The sequence below is a fragment of the Saccharopolyspora sp. NPDC000995 genome, assembly GCF_053599315.1.
Window position 1 is genome coordinate 1 of record NZ_JBSFLZ010000001.1, and the last position, 15,750, is coordinate 15,750.

General features: G+C 69.1%; 14 protein-coding genes, 1 tRNA gene and 1 other RNA gene. 3 read left to right on the plus strand and 13 right to left on the minus strand.

The window, feature by feature from the left end:
* Positions 1-115: 115 nt before the first annotated feature.
* From ACWDKQ_RS00005 to ACWDKQ_RS00040, 8 genes are all read right to left on the minus strand, one after another.
* Positions 116-292 carry a hypothetical protein gene (locus tag ACWDKQ_RS00005; protein WP_450136534.1) on the minus strand — a complete coding sequence of 59 codons (177 nt, stop codon included), beginning with the start codon at positions 290-292 and terminating at the stop codon, positions 116-118.
* Between the two features lie 120 nt (positions 293-412).
* Entirely contained in the window at positions 413-1,525 is a 1,113-nt protein-coding gene (locus tag ACWDKQ_RS00010) for an ABC transporter ATP-binding protein (RefSeq protein ID WP_450136535.1), read from the minus strand.
* 169 nt (positions 1,526-1,694) lie between these two features.
* Positions 1,695-2,690, minus strand: coding sequence for an ABC transporter ATP-binding protein (locus tag ACWDKQ_RS00015; protein WP_450136536.1), 996 nt, complete (start codon positions 2,688-2,690; stop codon positions 1,695-1,697).
* A 14-nt stretch (positions 2,691-2,704) separates the two neighbouring features.
* On the minus strand, positions 2,705-3,637 hold the full coding sequence (locus ACWDKQ_RS00020; protein ID WP_450136537.1) for an ABC transporter permease: 933 nt from the start codon (positions 3,635-3,637) through the stop codon (positions 2,705-2,707).
* Between the two features lie 4 nt (positions 3,638-3,641).
* Entirely contained in the window at positions 3,642-4,652 is a 1,011-nt protein-coding gene (locus ACWDKQ_RS00025) for an ABC transporter permease (protein ID WP_450136538.1), read from the minus strand.
* Positions 4,653-4,752: 100 nt separating this feature from the next.
* Positions 4,753-6,447: an ABC transporter substrate-binding protein gene (locus tag ACWDKQ_RS00030; protein WP_450136539.1), complete on the minus strand. Its 1,695-nt coding sequence runs from the start codon at positions 6,445-6,447 to the stop codon at positions 4,753-4,755.
* Between the two features lie 440 nt (positions 6,448-6,887).
* Entirely contained in the window at positions 6,888-7,484 is a 597-nt protein-coding gene (gene recR / locus ACWDKQ_RS00035) for a recombination mediator RecR (RefSeq protein WP_450136540.1), read from the minus strand.
* A 90-nt stretch (positions 7,485-7,574) separates the two neighbouring features.
* Positions 7,575-7,898, minus strand: a complete 324-nt coding sequence (locus tag ACWDKQ_RS00040; protein WP_450136766.1) for a YbaB/EbfC family nucleoid-associated protein — start codon at positions 7,896-7,898, stop codon at positions 7,575-7,577.
* A gap of 165 nt (positions 7,899-8,063) precedes the next feature.
* Between ACWDKQ_RS00040 and ACWDKQ_RS00045 the strand changes: the two genes are divergently transcribed.
* Positions 8,064-9,875: a S9 family peptidase gene (locus ACWDKQ_RS00045; RefSeq protein WP_450136541.1), complete on the plus strand. Its 1,812-nt coding sequence runs from the start codon at positions 8,064-8,066 to the stop codon at positions 9,873-9,875.
* Between the two features lie 88 nt (positions 9,876-9,963).
* Here ACWDKQ_RS00045 and ACWDKQ_RS00050 read toward each other — a convergent pair whose 3' ends face one another.
* Both ACWDKQ_RS00050 and ffs read right to left on the minus strand, forming a co-directional pair.
* Complete coding sequence (locus tag ACWDKQ_RS00050; RefSeq protein WP_450136542.1) at positions 9,964-12,153, minus strand: DNA polymerase III subunit gamma and tau; 2,190 nt, start codon at positions 12,151-12,153, stop codon at positions 9,964-9,966.
* A 97-nt stretch (positions 12,154-12,250) separates the two neighbouring features.
* Positions 12,251-12,345, minus strand: an RNA gene (ffs, locus tag ACWDKQ_RS00055) — signal recognition particle sRNA small type.
* A gap of 211 nt (positions 12,346-12,556) precedes the next feature.
* On the opposite strand from ffs, the gene ACWDKQ_RS00060 reads away from it, so the two are divergent.
* A tRNA-Ser gene (locus ACWDKQ_RS00060) sits at positions 12,557-12,642 on the plus strand.
* 104 nt (positions 12,643-12,746) lie between these two features.
* Here ACWDKQ_RS00060 and ACWDKQ_RS00065 read toward each other — a convergent pair.
* The 3 genes from ACWDKQ_RS00065 to ACWDKQ_RS00075 all read right to left on the minus strand — a co-directional run bounded on the left by ACWDKQ_RS00065 (position 12,747) and on the right by ACWDKQ_RS00075 (position 13,627).
* Positions 12,747-13,028, minus strand: a complete 282-nt coding sequence (locus tag ACWDKQ_RS00065) for a hypothetical protein (protein ID WP_450136543.1) — start codon at positions 13,026-13,028, stop codon at positions 12,747-12,749.
* Positions 13,029-13,056: 28 nt separating this feature from the next.
* Entirely contained in the window at positions 13,057-13,170 is a 114-nt protein-coding gene (locus ACWDKQ_RS00070; protein ID WP_450136767.1) for a type II toxin-antitoxin system RelE/ParE family toxin, read from the minus strand.
* 160 nt (positions 13,171-13,330) lie between these two features.
* Positions 13,331-13,627, minus strand: a complete 297-nt coding sequence (locus ACWDKQ_RS00075; protein WP_450136544.1) for a hypothetical protein — start codon at positions 13,625-13,627, stop codon at positions 13,331-13,333.
* 640 nt (positions 13,628-14,267) lie between these two features.
* On the opposite strand from ACWDKQ_RS00075, the gene ACWDKQ_RS00080 reads away from it, so the two are divergent.
* The gene (locus ACWDKQ_RS00080) at positions 14,268-15,635 is read left to right on the plus strand and encodes an FAD-binding oxidoreductase (protein ID WP_450136545.1); all 1,368 of its coding nucleotides are present in this window, start codon (positions 14,268-14,270) and stop codon (positions 15,633-15,635) included.
* Positions 15,636-15,750 lie beyond the last annotated feature (115 nt).

A 15,750-nucleotide genomic window follows, 5' to 3' on the forward strand; every position in this document is an offset into this window, starting at 1 on the left:
TGGTTGGGTGTTGGGGGGGCGGGGGGTTGGGGTGGGGGCGCGGGGGGGCGCTCCTGGGGGGGGCGGGTGGGGGGGGGGGGGCTTTGCCGCCCCACCCCCCCGCCGCTGCCGAGCCCTAGCGGGTGGGGCCGCGTTCGAAGTCCGGGTTGCGGACGTGGATGCCGTTGCCCTCCGGGCAGTCGTATGGCACCAGGATCCGGTCGGTCTCGGTCATCAGGCGTTGCGCGGTCGCCCGCTCCAGTATCGCCCGGTGCTCGCACGCGGAGCACCGCGCAGCACTGCTGTACCTCACCCACTGCCTCCGTTCGGCCGGACCTAGCGATCTTGTGAACCTAGATGTCCGGAACCCTACGGCAGTGGACAACGCGCGATTTAAATGGAAATCGAAGGTCCGATTCAATTGAAATCGCGCTCAGGCCGGGTGGGCGGAGGCGACGTCGAGGTCGCCGAAGTCCGCCGGGTTCACCGCTTCGGCCGACACCTCGTGCGGCTTCAGGCGGCCGTCGCGGATGTCCTCGGCGTAGTGGCACGCCACCCGGTGTCCGGGCTTCAGCTCACGCAGCTCCGGCCGCTGCGTGTCGCACCGGGTCGACTGCCGCCACGGGCACCTGGTGTGGAAGCGGCAGCCCGACGGCGGCGCGGCCGGCGAAGGCAGGTCGCCGGAGAGCAGGATCTGCTCGCGCTCGTCCTCCACCGCCGGATCCGGCACCGGGACCGCCGAGAGCAGCGCCTTCGAGTACGGGTGCAGCGGCTGCTCGTACAGGTCGTCCGATGTGGACTCCTCCACGATGCCGCCGAGGTACATCACCCCGACCCGGTCGGCGATGTGCCGCACCACCGCGAGGTCGTGCGCGATCACCAGGTAGGTCAACCCGAACTCGGCCTGCAGGTCCTCCAGCAGGTTCAGCACCTGCGCCTGCACCGACACGTCCAGCGCGGACACCGGCTCGTCGGCCACCACCAGGTCCGGCCCAACCGACAGCGCCCGGGCGATGCCGATGCGCTGCCGCTGGCCGCCGGAGAACTCGTGCGGGTACTTGCGCAGCGAGGTCGACGGCAGGCCCACGGCCGACAGCAACTCGCGCAACCGCCTGTCGGTGGCCGTCCGGCCGGTGTCCATACCGTGCGCCCGCATGCCCTCGACCAGCAGCGACTGCACCGACTGCCGGGGATCCAGGGACGACAGCGGGTCCTGGAAGACCATCTGCATCCGGCGGCGCATCCGGCGCAGCGGCTCGCCCTTCATCCCGGACAGGTCGACGCCGTCGAACACCACGCGGCCCCCGGTCGGCTTCTCCAGCCGCAGCACCGCGCGCCCCAGCGTCGACTTGCCGCAGCCGGATTCCCCGACCAGGCCGTAGGTTTCGCCGCGTTCGATGCGCAGCGACACCCCGTCGACGGCGTACACGTGGCCGACCGTGCGATCCAGCACCACGCCGCGCTTGATCGGGAAGTGCACCTCGACCTGGTCGACGTCGACGAGCACTTCCCGGGAATTCCCCGCGGTTTCCGGGGCTTCGGTCATGACGCCTCCAGGGTCCGGCACCAGGCGCCGGCATCCGATGCGGTCAACAGGTGCGTGGTCTGGCCGTGTCGCGCCAGTGCCCCCCACGCGATTTCAATGGAAATCGAAGGTCCGATTTCCATTGAAATTGCGGCAGAACCAGCGGCGGGCGGCGGGAGGGGGGAGCTCATCACGCCTCCACCGGGGTCGACACAGTCTCGCGCACCGGGTTGTGGCAGCGCAGCAGCCGCGCGCCGACGTCGATGCTCACGTCCGGGGTCTGCTGCTCGCAGACCTCCTTCGCGTTCGGGCAGCGTGGGCAGAACGCGCAACCGGCGTCCCACGGGATGTTGTCGCTGATCGAGCCCTTGATCGGCGACAGCCGCTGGCCGCGCGGCGAATCCAGCCGTGGGATCGAGGCCAGCAGGCCCGCCGTGTAGGGGTGCCGGGGCCGGGCGAACAGCTCGTGCCGCGCGGCCCGTTCCACCACCCGGCCCGCGTAAAGCACGTTCACCTCGTCGCAGAGCCCGGCCACCACACCCAGATCGTGCGTGATCATGATCAGCGCGGTCTCGGTCTCGACGACCAGTTCGGTCAGCAGCTGCAGGATCTGCGCCTGGATCGTCACGTCCAGCGCGGTGGTCGGTTCGTCGGCGATGAGCAGCCGCGGCTTGCAGGCCAGCGCCATCGCGATCAGCGCGCGCTGCCGCATGCCGCCGGAGAGCTGGTGCGGGTACTCCTTCAACCGCCGCCTCGGGTCCGGAATCCCCACCCGCCGCAGCAGGTCCTCGGCCTCCGGCATCGCCTCCTTGCGTGGCAGCCCGCGGTGCCGCTCGATGACCTCCGACACCTGCAGGCCGATCGGCACCACCGGGTTCAACGAGGTCAGCGGGTCCTGGAACACCATGCTCAGGTCGCGGCCGCGGCGCTGATCCAGCTCGCGCCGGGGCAGCTGCAGCAGGTCGGTGCCGTCGAAGTTTATCGAACCGGAAACCTCCGCCCCGGTGCTCGGCAGCAGGCCCATGATCGCCAGCGAGGTGACCGACTTTCCGCATCCCGACTCGCCGACCAGGCCGACGGTGCGGCCCGGATCGACGTCGAAGGAGATGCCGTCCACGGCGGTGACCGGCGGCTCGCCCTTGCGAGCGAAGACCACCGAGAGGTCGCGAACTTCCAGCAGTGCCATCCGTTTCCTCATCTCTAGCGCCGGCGTTTGGGGTCCAAGGCATCCCGCAACGACTCGCCGGCCAGCGTGAACCCGAGCGCGACCAGGATGATGCAACCAGCCGGCCAGAACGCCAGCTGCGGGTGCGAGTCGATGATGTTCTGCGCGCCGCCGAGCATCTGCCCCCATTCCGGCACCGAGTCGTCGGCCGCGCCCAGCCCCAGGAACGACAGCGCCGCCGCGTCGATGATCGCCACCGCCAGCACCAGGGTGGCCTGCACGATGACCGGGCCGAGCGCGTTCGGCAGCATGTGGCGGAACACGATCGCGCTCTCCTTCACGCCCAGCGCCCGCGCGGCCAGCACGTGATCGCTGGCCCGTTGCGCGAGCATCGTGCCGCGCAGCAACCGCCCGAAGATCGGCACCTGCACGATCGCCACCGCGAGGATCACGGTGAACTGGGTCTGCTGCGCGAACAACGCGCCGATCGACACCGCCAGCAGCAGCGACGGCACCGACAGCATCACGTCCGCGATCCGCATGACCAACGCGTCGACCCAGCCGCCGAACGCGCCGGCCGAGATGCCCAGCACCAGGCCGCCGCCGAGCCCGATCACGGTGGCCAGCACGGCGACCAGCAGCGTCTGCTGGGAACCCAGCAGCAGCCGGGAGAACAGATCCCGGCCGTACTGGTCGCCGCCGAGCGGGAAACCATCCTGCGGCGGCGGGATCGTGTTGTCCGCGCGCGAAACCTGCTGCTCCAGCAGGCGTTGCGCCGGGTCGTGCGGGGCGAGCACCGGCGCGAGCAGCGCCAGCAGCACGAACGCGCCGATGATCACCGCGCCGACCACGAACACTGGGTTGCGCTTCAGCCGCCGCCACGCCGACGCGGCCAGGCTCACCCCGGCATCCGACACCGCCTCCGCCAGGGCGTCGATGCGTTCCTTGCGCTGCGTTTTCAGCACCATGACCTCACCGTGTCCGCAGTCGTGGGTCGATCAACGCATACGAGAGGTCGACTATCAGGTTGACCAGCACGTACACCATCGCGGACGCCAGGATCACCACTTGCAGCACCGGGAAGTCCTTGCGCTGGAACCCGATCGCCACCGCCTGGCCGACCCCCGCGATGTTGAACACCCGCTCGGTCAGCACCGCCCCGGCCAGCAGCGCGCCGGTCTGCAGGCCGATCGTCGTCACCACCGGCAGCATCGCGTTGTGCAAGATGTGCCGACGCCGGATCACCATGCCCGTCAGGCCCTTCGCCCGCGCCGTGCGCACGTAGTCCTCATCCATCACGTCCAGCACCGCAGCCCGGGTGATCCGGAAGATCACCGCGAACGGGATGGTGGACAGCGCGATGGCCGGCAGGATCAGGTGCACGAACGAGTTCCACGCGGCGTCGAACTCACGGGTCAGGAGCCCGTCGAGGATGTAGAAGCCGGTCACCCGCGTCGCGTTCAGCCCGACGTCCTGGCGGCCGGAGGCCGGCAGCGCACCCAGCTGGATGGCGAACACGAACTTCAGCAGGAACGCCAGGAAGAACACCGGCACCGCAACACCGATCAGCGACCAGGTGATGCTCACGTTGTCCAGCCAGCTGCCGCGCTTGCGGGCCGCCAGGTAGCCAAGCGGGATGCCGACCACCACCGCCAGCAGCAGCGCCAGGATCGACAGCTCCAGTGTGGCCGGGAAGCGGGTCAAAAACACCTCCAGCGCTGGCGACCCGCGCTGCACGCCGGTCGACGTGCCGAAGTCACCGGTGATGGCGCGCCCCAGGAAACGCCAATACTGCACGAAGATCGGTTGGTCCAGGCCGAGATCGGCTTCGAGCTTGGCGCGCGCCTCCGGTGTGGCGCGGTCCCCCAGCAGCGCTGACACCGGGCCGCCGGGCAACATCCGCAGCCAGGCGAACAGCAGCATCGACAGCACAACGACGACCAGCGCCAGCTGCGCGAGCCGTCGGATCGTGAAGCGGAGCACGAAACCCCCGTTTGGTCAGTCCGGACGTGAGCGCGCGATTTCGCGCGAAACCGACGGTCCCCGTGCGGGAGCCGCGCCGGTTCCGCGCGAAATCGTCAACTTACTTCTCCGAAACGCTCACCGCCGCGAACTCCTCGGCGGTCAACGGTGACGTCTGCAACCCGTGCACCCGCGGGCTGGTCACGATCGCCGGCGGCGAGTGCGACAGCGGCACGGCGGGCAGGTACTCGGACATCAGCTTCCGGTTGATGTCCTGGTACATCTGGTTGCGCTTGGCCTCGTCCGGCTCGCCGTCTGCGGCCTTCAGCTGCGCTGCCAGCTCCTCGCCCCACGGCGAGGCCGCGGTGTAGAAACGGTTGGTCGTCGTGCCGAAGAAGGTGCCGATGAAGTTGTCCGGCGTGTTGTAGTCACCGGTCCAGCCGAGCAGGAAGATGTCGGCCTTGGCATTGTCCACGTCGTCGATGTAGCCGCCGTTCCACGGCTTGCTCACGGGGTTGATGGTGAAGCCCGCCTCGCGCAAGTCCTCGGCGAGGGCGTTGTAGATGCCCTGCGGGTCCGGCATGTACGGCCGGGTCACCTCGGTGGGCCAGTAGAAGTTCAACGTCAGGTTCGGCACGCCCGCCTCGGCGAGCAGCTGCTTGGCCTTCGCCGGGTCGTGCGAGTACTTCTGCACGTCCTCTGCGTAGCCGTCCACCGTATTCGGGTAGAACTGGGTGGCCACCGAGGCGCCTTCCGGCAGGTTTGACTTGACCAGCGTCTCCCGGTCCACCGCGTACGCCAGCGCCTGCCGCACCTTCAGGTTCTGCAGCGCCGGGTTGTTCTTCTGGGTGATGCCCAGGTACATGATGTTGAACGGGTCGCGGACCTGGACGTCGTTGCCGGCGTCGCGCAGCGCCTTGAGGTCGGCGGCGTTGGGGAAGTCGTAGCCGTCGATGGCGCCCGACTCCAGCTCCTGCTTGCGCACCGTCTCGTCCGGGATGATTCGGAAGATCAGCTCGTTGAGCTTGGCCTTGTCGCCCCAGTACTCGTCGTTGCGGACCAGTTTGATGGTGCCGTTGCTCTCGTCGTAGGAGGCGAACTTGAAGGGACCGGTGCCGGTCGGGTGCGCCTTGGCGTACTCCGGGTACACGAAGCTGTCGCCTTGCGCCTGCACGTTGTTGGCCTGGTACTGGTCCATCGCGGTCGGCGACTGCATGCTGAACGACGGCAACCCGAGGATGTCCGGGAACTTCGAGCTGGCGCGCGTCAGGTAGACCACGGCCGTGGTCGCGTCCGGCGCGTCGCACGCCTGGTACAGCGACGGGGTCTTGCCGTCGGCGAACCCACCGAAGTTCTCGATCCAGTAGTAGGACAGCGCGTTGTTCTGACCGGCGCCGGTCTGGTTGAACATGCGCTGGAAGTTCTTGCACACCGCTTCGCCGTTGAAGTCGGTGCCGTCGTGGAACTTCACGCCCCGGCGGAGCTTGAAGGTCCAGGTCTTGCCGTCCAGGCTGTGCTCCCAGCTCTCGGCGAGCTCCGGTTGTACGTCGGACGAGCCCGGCTTGAAGCCGACGAGGCCTTCCGTGATCTGACGGGTGACCCGGAAGGTCTCGCCGTCGGAGGCGTAGAAGGGGTCGAACAGGTCGGGTGCGCCTGCCGCGCCGAAGGTGAGCGTGCCGCCTTCACCGCCGCCGGCCTCGCGCTGCGATTGCGCGCAGGCCGCCAGCGAGGTCGCCGCGACGATGGCGACGCCAGCGGTCACAACACGGCGCCGCGTGCTTGATACGCGACGCGGCGCCGATGGAGCTCTACTCATGGAAGCACCTCGGTGTGTCTCAGGTCTCAGAGTTCCGTGAGACTAACTCGCATTCGGAGTTGGGTGGAGCACCTGAGGTTACGATCCAGCTACTTAGGCGCGCCTAAGGAAAACCCGATTTATCGGGCATTCACCCACGTGGGCGAAAGCATTGAGCCGCCCGGACGGCCCGGGAAGAACTATCGGATAACCCGGGAAAACCGGTAAAAAATGCGGAAGCTCATGCTCGTCGCGACTGATTCTGGCGATGAGCGAACACCTCCGGCGGTACCGCTCGCGGCCGCCTTCAACCCGACCGGGTCGCGATGCCGGGACTCCGGGCCAGCGCACATCAACCGGATCGGCGTAACCGCAACAAAATGCTCGTGAGTGCCTGGGACGTTATTACGCCCCGAAGTACTCACGAGCATTTTCCAGGAGAAAACGCGCGGGCTCGGAAATCACATGGCGCGGCGACCGGAGAGGGCACGGCCGAGCGTCAGCTCGTCGGCGAACTCCAGGTCGCCACCCATCGGCAGGCCGGATGCCAGCCGCGTGACCGTCAGACCGGGAAAGTCCCGCAACATCCGCAGCAGGTACGTCGCGGTCGCCTCGCCCTCGGTGTTCGGGTCCGTCGCGATGATCACCTCGGTGATTTCGTCCTGCCCGATGCGGGCCAGCAGCTCACGCACCCGCAGCTGGTCCGGCCCCACCCCGGACAGCGGATCCAGCGCGCCGCCGAGCACGTGGTAGCGCCCCTTGAACTCACGGGTGCGCTCGATCGCCAGCACGTCCTTGGGTTCCTCGACAACGCACACCAGCGCCGTGTCCCGCCGGGCGTCCCGGCAGATGCGGCAGGTCGTCTCCTCCGAGACATTGCCGCAGACGTCGCAGAACACCACGCCTTCCTTGACCTTCTGCAGGACCTCCTGCAGCCGGGTCACGTCCGCGGGCTCCGCCGCGAGCAGGTGGAAGGCGATGCGCTGCGCGCTCTTCGGACCGATGCCCGGCAGCCTGCCGAGCTCATCGATCAAATCCTGAACCGGACCTTCGTACACTTATCGCTCGTTTCCAGGGATTGAAGTGCAGTTTCAACTGAAACCGCACTCCCCGCCGACGACGGTGCGCAGTTCCAGCTGAAACTGCGATCACATGCCCGGCAGGCTGAGACCGCCGAGGCCCCCACCGCCCAGCGCACCGGTGAGCGGACCCATCTTCTCGGCCTGCAACTCCTGCGCCGCTCGGTTGGCGTCGCGGACCGCCGCAACGACCAGATCGGCCAGCGTCTCCGTGTCCTCCGGGTCGGCCACCTTCGGGTCGATCGACAGCCCCTTCAGCTCGCCCGCACCGCTGACGGTCGCGGTGACCAGGCCGCCACCGGCGCTGCCGGTGACCTCCGCGGCGGCGAGCTCCTGCTGCGCAGTCATCAGCTGCTGCTGCATCTTCTGCGCCTGTTCCATGATCTGCTGCATGTTCGGCTGGCCACCAGGCTGCACGTGATCCTCCTACGGCTGGCGCGTGCGCGTACCCCGATTCGGGCTACGCCACCAGCCTAGAGAATGCGCGGACCGCCCCGCCTGGCGGTGCGGGCGGCGGCGGGCCTGGGCGGTGGGGGCGAAGCATGACATGGTGATCGCATGGCGCTGGACATCGTGCGGTTGCTGGAGCTGACCAGCTGGCGGGCCTTCGACGTGTCCGCCACCGGCCGAGTCCTGGCCGGCTCCGACAAATCCGGTTCCACCCAGCTCGTCGAGCTCGCCGACGGCGAGCAGACCCCGCTGACCGCCCTGCCCGGCGCGGTGACCGGCCGTTACCTTCCCGGCGAGCGCGCCGTGGTCGTGCAGCACGACACCAACGGCAACGAGCGAGGCCAGCTCTGCTTGCTGCGCCTGGACCAACCGCGCGCCCGCCCGGCGCAGCTGCGCGACCTGGAGCCGCTGGTCCGCGACCCCGAACACGTGCACCGGCTGCTCGACGTCCTGCCCGGCCTGATCGTCTACGCGACCAACCGCCGCAACGACGTGGACTTCGACGTGGTGATCCGCAACGTGGCCACCGGCGACGAGCAGGTCGCCTACGACGGTGGTGGCATGGTCATGGAGGCGGCGGCCTCGCGGGACGGCCGCCACCTGGCGCTGACCGTGCCCGCCGACCCGCCGATGTCCGACCAGCTCCTCCTGGTCGACACGACAGCACCCGGGGACGTGCTAGCGCTGACCGGCCGCGATGTGCCAGCCCGGCACGTACAGCTCGGCTGGCTGCCCGACGGGCTGGTCGTCACCACCAACGCCGACCGGGACCTCACCGGCATCGCACACATCGACCCGCGGACCGGGGCGCGTCGGTGGCTGGTGACCTCCGACGAGCACGACCTCACCGGCTGGCTCTCCCCTGACGGTTCGACGCTGCTCGTGCAGGCCAACGAGGACGGCGCGAGCCGGCTCGCGCTGCACGACGCGACCGGTCACCTGCTGCGGGCCGTCCGGCTGCCCGCCGACGGCTGGTGCGCGTTCCCGCTGCCCACCCCGGCCTGGTCACCGGACTCGCGGTTCGTCGCGCTGTCCTTCAGCGCCGCAACGATTCCGGGCGACGCGCTGCTGGTGAACGCCGCGACCGGCGAATGCGAATCGCTGACCGCCTCCGCGGAGCAGCTCCGCGGCCAGCGCCCGGTCGAGCCGAGCACGCACCGGGCGCCGACCCGCGACGGCGAGCAGCTGCCGTGCTTCGTCTACTCGCCGCCCGAGGCCGATCCGCGGCTGGCCGGTTCGGCGGTGCTACTCATCCACGGCGGCCCGGAGAGCCAGTCGGTGCGGACGTTCAACCCGATCGTCCAGGCCCTCGTCGCCCAGGGGCACACGGTGCTGATGCCCAACGTCCGCGGCTCCACCGGCTACGGGAAGCGCTGGTACTCGGCCGACGACCGGCGCAACCGGCTGGAATCGGTGACCGACCTCGGCGACCTGCACGACTGGCTGCCGTCGATCGGACTGGACCCGAAGCGCGCGGCGCTGTGGGGCGGCTCGTACGGCGGGTACATGGTGCTCGCCGGGCTGGCGTTCCAACCGCAGCGGTGGGCGGCCGGAGTCGACATCGTCGGAATCTCGTCGCTGGTCACGTTCCTGGAGAGGACCGCCGCCTACCGCCGCACGCACCGCGAGCGCGAATACGGTTCGCTCGCGGCCGACGCCGAATTCCTGCGCGAGGCGTCGCCGCTGACCGAAGTCGCATCCATTGTGGCGCCATTGTTCGTGGTGCACGGGGCGAACGACCCACGGGTGCCGTTGTCCGAAGCGGAGCAGATCGCGGCGGCTGTCCGCGCCAAGGGCCTGGAGTGCGAGCTGCGGGTCTACGACGACGAGGGCCACGGCCTGGCCAAACGCGCCAACCGCCTCGACGCCTACCCGAAAGCGGTGGCATTCCTGGCCCGCCACCTGGCAAAGCAAGCCTGACCCCCACCCGACGGGCGGCTGGGCCATGCGAGAAACCGCCGCCGCTTCCAGGGGCGCTCCAGAGCGCGGTGCCGCTTCGCGGCAGGGCTCAGTTGTCGATCCTGCGGGCGCCGAGCTCGCGCTCGAAGAGCTCCACCGCCGCCGCTTCGGGGTCCGGACCCACGCGGGAGTCGGCGTCCATCGGGGATGACTCGGCGAGCATCGTCTCCGGGTCTTCCTCGTCGTCGGAGACAGGCGGACGCGGTGCCCGCGACGGTTCCGGGGGCCTAGGCGGTTCCGGAGGCGGCGGGACGTCGTCCGGCGGCGGAGGCTCTTCGTCCGGCGGCTCGGGCGGCGGCGGGATGTCGTCGGGCTCCGGCGGACGCGGCACCGAACCCTGACGCGCGGGCGAACCCGCCTGCGGCCGAGAGGGCGCCCGCCCGTTGGCAGCCTGGCCACCGGCCTGCGGATTCGCGGCCTGGCCGTTGGACGGCTGGGCACTTGAGTCGCTGTGCTGGGTCGACCGGCGCTGCGGCGGCTGCTTGGGCGCGGCAGGTCGAACCGGAGGCGGCGGTGCGGCACCGGCCTCGACGCACTGGACTTCCCACTCGCCGCCGACCACCTCGCGCAGCGAATCCCGGACGAAGTCCAACCGCCGCTGCTGAGCGAGCTGCTTGACCAGCCCGGACGTCGGCATCGACAACACCAGCGTGCCGCCGTTGAGGTCCTGCACCGTCGCGTTGAGCAGCAACGCCTGCGTCGGCCGATTCCGCTTCGCGACTGCCTGCAGGACGTCCGACCACACCTTCCGCACCTCGGCCGCCCCGGCGGGCGCTGCCGCCACAGGCTCCGCCGCTGGCGCGGGACGCGGCGCCTGCTCGGCCGCCGGGGGCGGCGGCGCAGGCGCGGGACGCGGCGCCTGCTCGGCGGCCGGCCGCGACTCGGCCTCAGGTAAATGCGTCGCACGCTCCGGGGCTGGCCCTGCAGGCGGTGCCGCCGGTGCCTGCGACGCGGCCGCCTCCTGCGTTTCGCGCTCGTGCGGCCGCTGGAAGACGCGCTTCGGCCGTGCATCGGCGTCCGCCGCTGGCGTAGCTGCCGACCCAGCCGGAGCGACGTCGGGAGCACCCGCACCGGGCGCGATGGTCATGCGGCGCTCGACGCGCTCCAACCGTTGCAGCAGGGCGGTTTCCGAGTCGGATGCGGCCGGCAGCAGCATCCGCGCGCAGAGCAGTTCGAGCAGCAGCCGGGGCGCGGTGGCGCCACGCATCTCGGAAAGTCCGGTGTGGACGATCTCGGAAAACCGGGAAAGCGTTGCCGCGCCGAGCTGTTCGGCCTGGCTCTGCATCCGGGCGAGCTCGTCCCCGGCGGCCTCCACCAGTCCGCGCTGCGCGGCGTCCGGCACCGAGTTGAGCAGCACCAGGTCGCGCAGCCGGTCGAGCAGGTCGGAGCCGAACCGGCGCGGGTCGTGCCCGGCTTCCACGAGCCGGTCGACCGTGCCGTACACGGCGGCGCCGTCGCCCGCGGCGAGCGCGTCGACCATGTCGTCGATCAGCGCGACGTCGGTGACCCCGAGCAGGGCCATCGCGCGCTCGTAGGTGACGCCTTCGGGCCCCGCCCCGGCGAGCAACTGGTCGAGCACGCTCAGCGTGTCGCGGGCGGACCCGCCGCCCGCCCGGATCACCAGCGGGTACACCGCAGGCTCGACCTGCACGCCTTCGTCGTGGCAGATGCGCTCGATCAGCTCGCGCATCACGCCCGGCGGCATCAGCCGGAACGGGTAGTGGTGGGTCCGGGACCGGATGGTGGTGAGCACCTTGTCCGGTTCGGTGGTGGCGAAGACGAAGATCAGGTGTTCCGGCGGTTCCTCGACGATCTTCAGCAGGGCGTTGAAGCCCTGCGTGGTGACCATGTGGGCCTCGTCGATGATGAAGATCCGGTACCGCGACTGGGCGGGCGCGAAGAAAGCCCGATCGCGCAGCTCGCGGGTGTCGTCGACACCACCGTGGCTGGCCGCGTCGAGTTCGACGACGTCGACGCTGCCACCGCCTTCGGGCGCGAGCGCGACGCACGAGTCGCATTCCCCGCACGGGTCGGCGGTCGGGCCCTGCGCGCAATTCAACGAGCGGGCGAGGATGCGTGCGCTGGAGGTCTTGCCGCAACCGCGCGGCCCGGAGAACAGGTACGCGTGGTTGATCCGGCCGGCGGACAGCGCTGTCCGCAGCGGATCGGTGACGTGGTCTTGCCCGACGACCTCAGCGAAGGTCGCCGGCCGGTACTTGCGGTAAAGGGCGAGCGCCACGGTGGAAACCCTACGCGGTGAGCACGACAACCCGAACACGGCCTGAAACCCGCCCCGGACCTGCCGGTCAAGCCCGGGAGGGTGGTCCCCGGAGAAAATAAGGGGACCCCGTGCACCCGCCAGAGCCCGCTTACCCTTGCTGCCTTCCGGCCCTGGGGGAGTTCACAGGATGGACGCCGCACGAGGTCCGCGTTTAGTGTAACCCGAAGCCCCGAGCGGCCCGGGACGCGACCCACCGCAACGCTGCCAGACGCCCGCAGCACGCCGTTCGAACTGTTCAGCAAGCTGAACCAGATCCGCCACCTCGATCTTCCGGACCTCCGGGAACCGGTGGACGAGGGAACCGGGACACGGCCCAAACCCGGCACCGGCTGATCGACACCGCCCTGCTAGGCTTCCGCACGGAGGATTGGCCGAGCGGCCTAAGGCGCACGATTGGAAATCGTGTTGGGTTAATAGCCCTCACGGGTTCGAATCCCGTATCCTCCGCTGGTCAGAGCCCCGGACGCAACACCGCGACCGGGGCTCTTTCGCGTCCAGTCTCAGATACCGTCTCAGTTGCCCCCGTTAAGCGGGGTCCGCTCCCGCTTCAGCTACGCAGGGATGACGATGCCACCGGTCGGGTCGTCGCCCTCATCGTCCGGCAGCAGGGCCTCGAACTGCTTCCGCAGCTGCTTCGGCAGAGCCTCGGCAAGCTTGCGGATCGCGGCGGCCTGGCCGGCGGTGAGTTCCGGCTGCTCGTCGTCCGGCTCGTCCTCGTCGTCCGGCTCCGGGTCGGGCCACATCATGCCGCTCACATGGTCAGCGATCGCGGTCACGAGTTCGTGCGGGACGTGCATGTATCGCTTGGCCATCGACGCCTCAGACCAGCTCATGATCTCCATGACCGAAGTAATGCTGCTTTTAGCGCGAACGGTATGCGTCGCGGCGATGAGCGACGGTCACGACTGTGACGGTCACTTCGTTGTCATCGATCGAGTAGAGGGCTCGATACTCGCCGCGCCGAGTGCTGTGCAGGTCCCCTAGCGGCTCGTCTAGCCGCTTTCCAAGGCGGTGCGGATGTCGGCAACGGGGCCCGTCAGGTGATCATGCATTGCCATTGCAGCCGCCAGAGGTAGCCGGTTCATCTGACGGCGTGCGGAAGCGGTATAGGTGACGGCGTAGCTGGGCTGGTGGGTCATTCGTTGGCCGCACGGGCTGCGAGGTCGGCGGCCATCTGGTCTGCGGAGATGGTTCGGCCGGCGGCCATGTCGGCGAGACCTTCGCGCAGGTCGCGCACGACGTCTGAGTCGGAGAGCACTTCGATCGTCTCGCGCAAACGATCGATCTCACCGGAGGGCACGACGTCGGCAACGTGCTCACCGTGGGCGATCACGGGCACGCTTTCGCCACGCTCGGCCCGATGCACCGCTTCGTTCCACGACGCCAGGCCGTCGGCGGATACGCTCACTGGCTGCTCGCTCATGGTCTCCATTCTGCTGCATCCTCGCGTCGGTCGACCAGCGCCAAGGGGCTAGAACAGTGGGGGGTGGTTGGCGGTCGTGACTGCCCTCTAGGCCCTAGGTCGCTGATCAGAGCCGGAATGGGTGTCTAGCGGCCCCTCTAGGCCTAGAGGGCTCCCGAGGCACGGCTCAGCGGCCCGCAGGCCTCCGATCGGCGGCGAACCGACTTGGAACTACCGCATGATCTCCGAGCATCAACAGGGCTCTCAAGAGGCGCTGAGATCGCCGTAGACGCCACGAACCAGCCGGGGCCATGTAGACAAGGACCCGTCAGCACGCTCACGAACTCTCAGCCGCCCAGATGATCGGCTCAGTTTCCGTCTCAGTACGTACCCACGCCAACCACCCCCCACTGTTCCAGCAATGGCGCTGACCAGCGCGAACGTACGGCTAGGTACCCGTGTTGACCTCTGCCATCGGAATTGGAAATCGTGTTGGGTTAATAGCCCTCACGGGTTCGAATCCCGTATCCTCCGCTGGTCAGAGCCCCGGACGCGACACCGCGACCGGGGCTCTTTCGCGTCTCCCGGGCCATACGTCCCTGTCCCACCTGGTCGGCTCGCCGCACTGTTAGTCGCGATGGCGCTGGTTCTCCCGGGCGGGGTGGCTCCGATGGACTTGACGATCGAGACGTTGCGGGAGCGGGTTCGCGGGGCCGTGATCAGCCGGCAGGACGACGGTTTCGAGCAGGCCCGAAGCGTTTACAACGCCATGATCAACCGTCGGCCGCAGGTCGTCGTGCGGTGCGTCAACGCCGGGGACGCCGTCGCGACCGTCGACTACGCGCGGGACAACGAGCTCGACCTCGCCGTGCGCGGTGGTGGGCACAGCGTGCCCGGGTTCGGGACCTGCGACGACGGTGTGGTGCTCGACCTGACTCCGATGCACGGCGTGCGGGTTTCGCCAGGCGGCCGGACCGCGCGGGCCGAAGGCGGCACGACCTGGGGCGACGTCGACGCCGCCACTCACGCTTTCGGGCTGGCCACCACCGGCGGCCTCATCTCCACCACCGGCATCGGCGGGCTCACCCTCGGCGGCGGCATCGGGCACCTCGCCCGCGGCCTGGGCCTGTCCTGCGACAACCTGGTCTCCGCGGACGTCGTGACCGCGGCCGGTGAGCTGGTCGTGGCCGACGAGCGGCAGCACGAGGACCTGTTCTGGGCATTGCGCGGCGGTGGCGGCAACTTCGGCGTCGTGACCTCGTTCGAGTACCGGCTCGCCCCGGTGCGCGACATCTACGGCGGCCTGATCTTCTTCGACGTCGACCAGGCCTCGAACGTGCTGCGGGCCTTCCGCGAGATCATCACCCATGCCCCGGAAGAGTTCAGCGCGTTCCCCGCTTTCCAGATCGCGCCACCGCTGCCGTTCATCCCCGAGAACCGGCACGGCGACGTGCTGATCGCGATCGTCGCTTGCTGGGCCGGGCCGATGGACGCGGGCCCGGCCGTCGTCCAGCCGCTGCGCGACATTGCGCCAATCGTCGCCGAACACGTGGGCCCGATGCCTTATCCGCGGCTCAACAGCACTTTCGACGCGCTCGTCCCGCCTGGTCTCCAGCACTACTGGAAGGCCAACTTCGTCGTCGAGCTGACCGACGAGATGATCGCCGCCCACGCCCAGTTCGGACCGAAGGTGCCGGCGTTGAACTCGACGGTGCACATCTACCCGATCGACGGCGCTTGCCACCGGGTCGCGGCGGATGCGACGGCGTTCGCCTATCGGGATGCGAACTTCGCGGCCGTCATCGCCGGGATGTGGCCCGACCCGGCGGACAACGAAGCCAACATCGCCTGGGTACGCGACTACTACGCCGCGACCGCGCCGCACAGCGAGGAGGGCGGGTACGTCAACTTCATGGCCGGCGACGACCAGGACCGGGTCAGGGCGAACTACAAGGGGAACTACGACCGGCTGGTCCAGGTGAAGCGCGAGTACGACCCGCACAACCTCTTCCACCTCAACCAGAACATCCGCCCTTGAACGACGTATCCGCAGGTGGTGGCCGCGAGCACCCGTGGGTGCTGAACAGGCTGCTTTGGAAGGTGCTGGCATGGACCGAACGGACCGTTCGCCTCGCCTATTGAAGTGAACAGTC

Coding starts and splice junctions, on each gene's coding strand:
- ACWDKQ_RS00010 (WP_450136535.1), bottom strand. CDS start 1,525: ATGACCGAAGCCCCGGAAACCGCGGGGAATTCCCGGGAAGTGCTCGTC.
- ACWDKQ_RS00030 (WP_450136539.1), bottom strand. CDS start 6,447: ATGAGTAGAGCTCCATCGGCGCCGCGTCGCGTATCAAGCACGCGGCGC.
- ACWDKQ_RS00045 (WP_450136541.1), top strand. CDS start 8,064: ATGGCGCTGGACATCGTGCGGTTGCTGGAGCTGACCAGCTGGCGGGCC.
- ACWDKQ_RS00020 (WP_450136537.1), bottom strand. CDS start 3,637: ATGGTGCTGAAAACGCAGCGCAAGGAACGCATCGACGCCCTGGCGGAG.
- ACWDKQ_RS00040 (WP_450136766.1), bottom strand. CDS start 7,898: ATGCAGCAGATCATGGAACAGGCGCAGAAGATGCAGCAGCAGCTGATG.
- ACWDKQ_RS00065 (WP_450136543.1), bottom strand. CDS start 13,028: ATGAGCTGGTCTGAGGCGTCGATGGCCAAGCGATACATGCACGTCCCG.
- ACWDKQ_RS00015 (WP_450136536.1), bottom strand. CDS start 2,690: ATGGCACTGCTGGAAGTTCGCGACCTCTCGGTGGTCTTCGCTCGCAAG.
- ACWDKQ_RS00080 (WP_450136545.1), top strand. CDS start 14,268: ATGGACTTGACGATCGAGACGTTGCGGGAGCGGGTTCGCGGGGCCGTG.
- ACWDKQ_RS00075 (WP_450136544.1), bottom strand. CDS start 13,627: ATGGAGACCATGAGCGAGCAGCCAGTGAGCGTATCCGCCGACGGCCTG.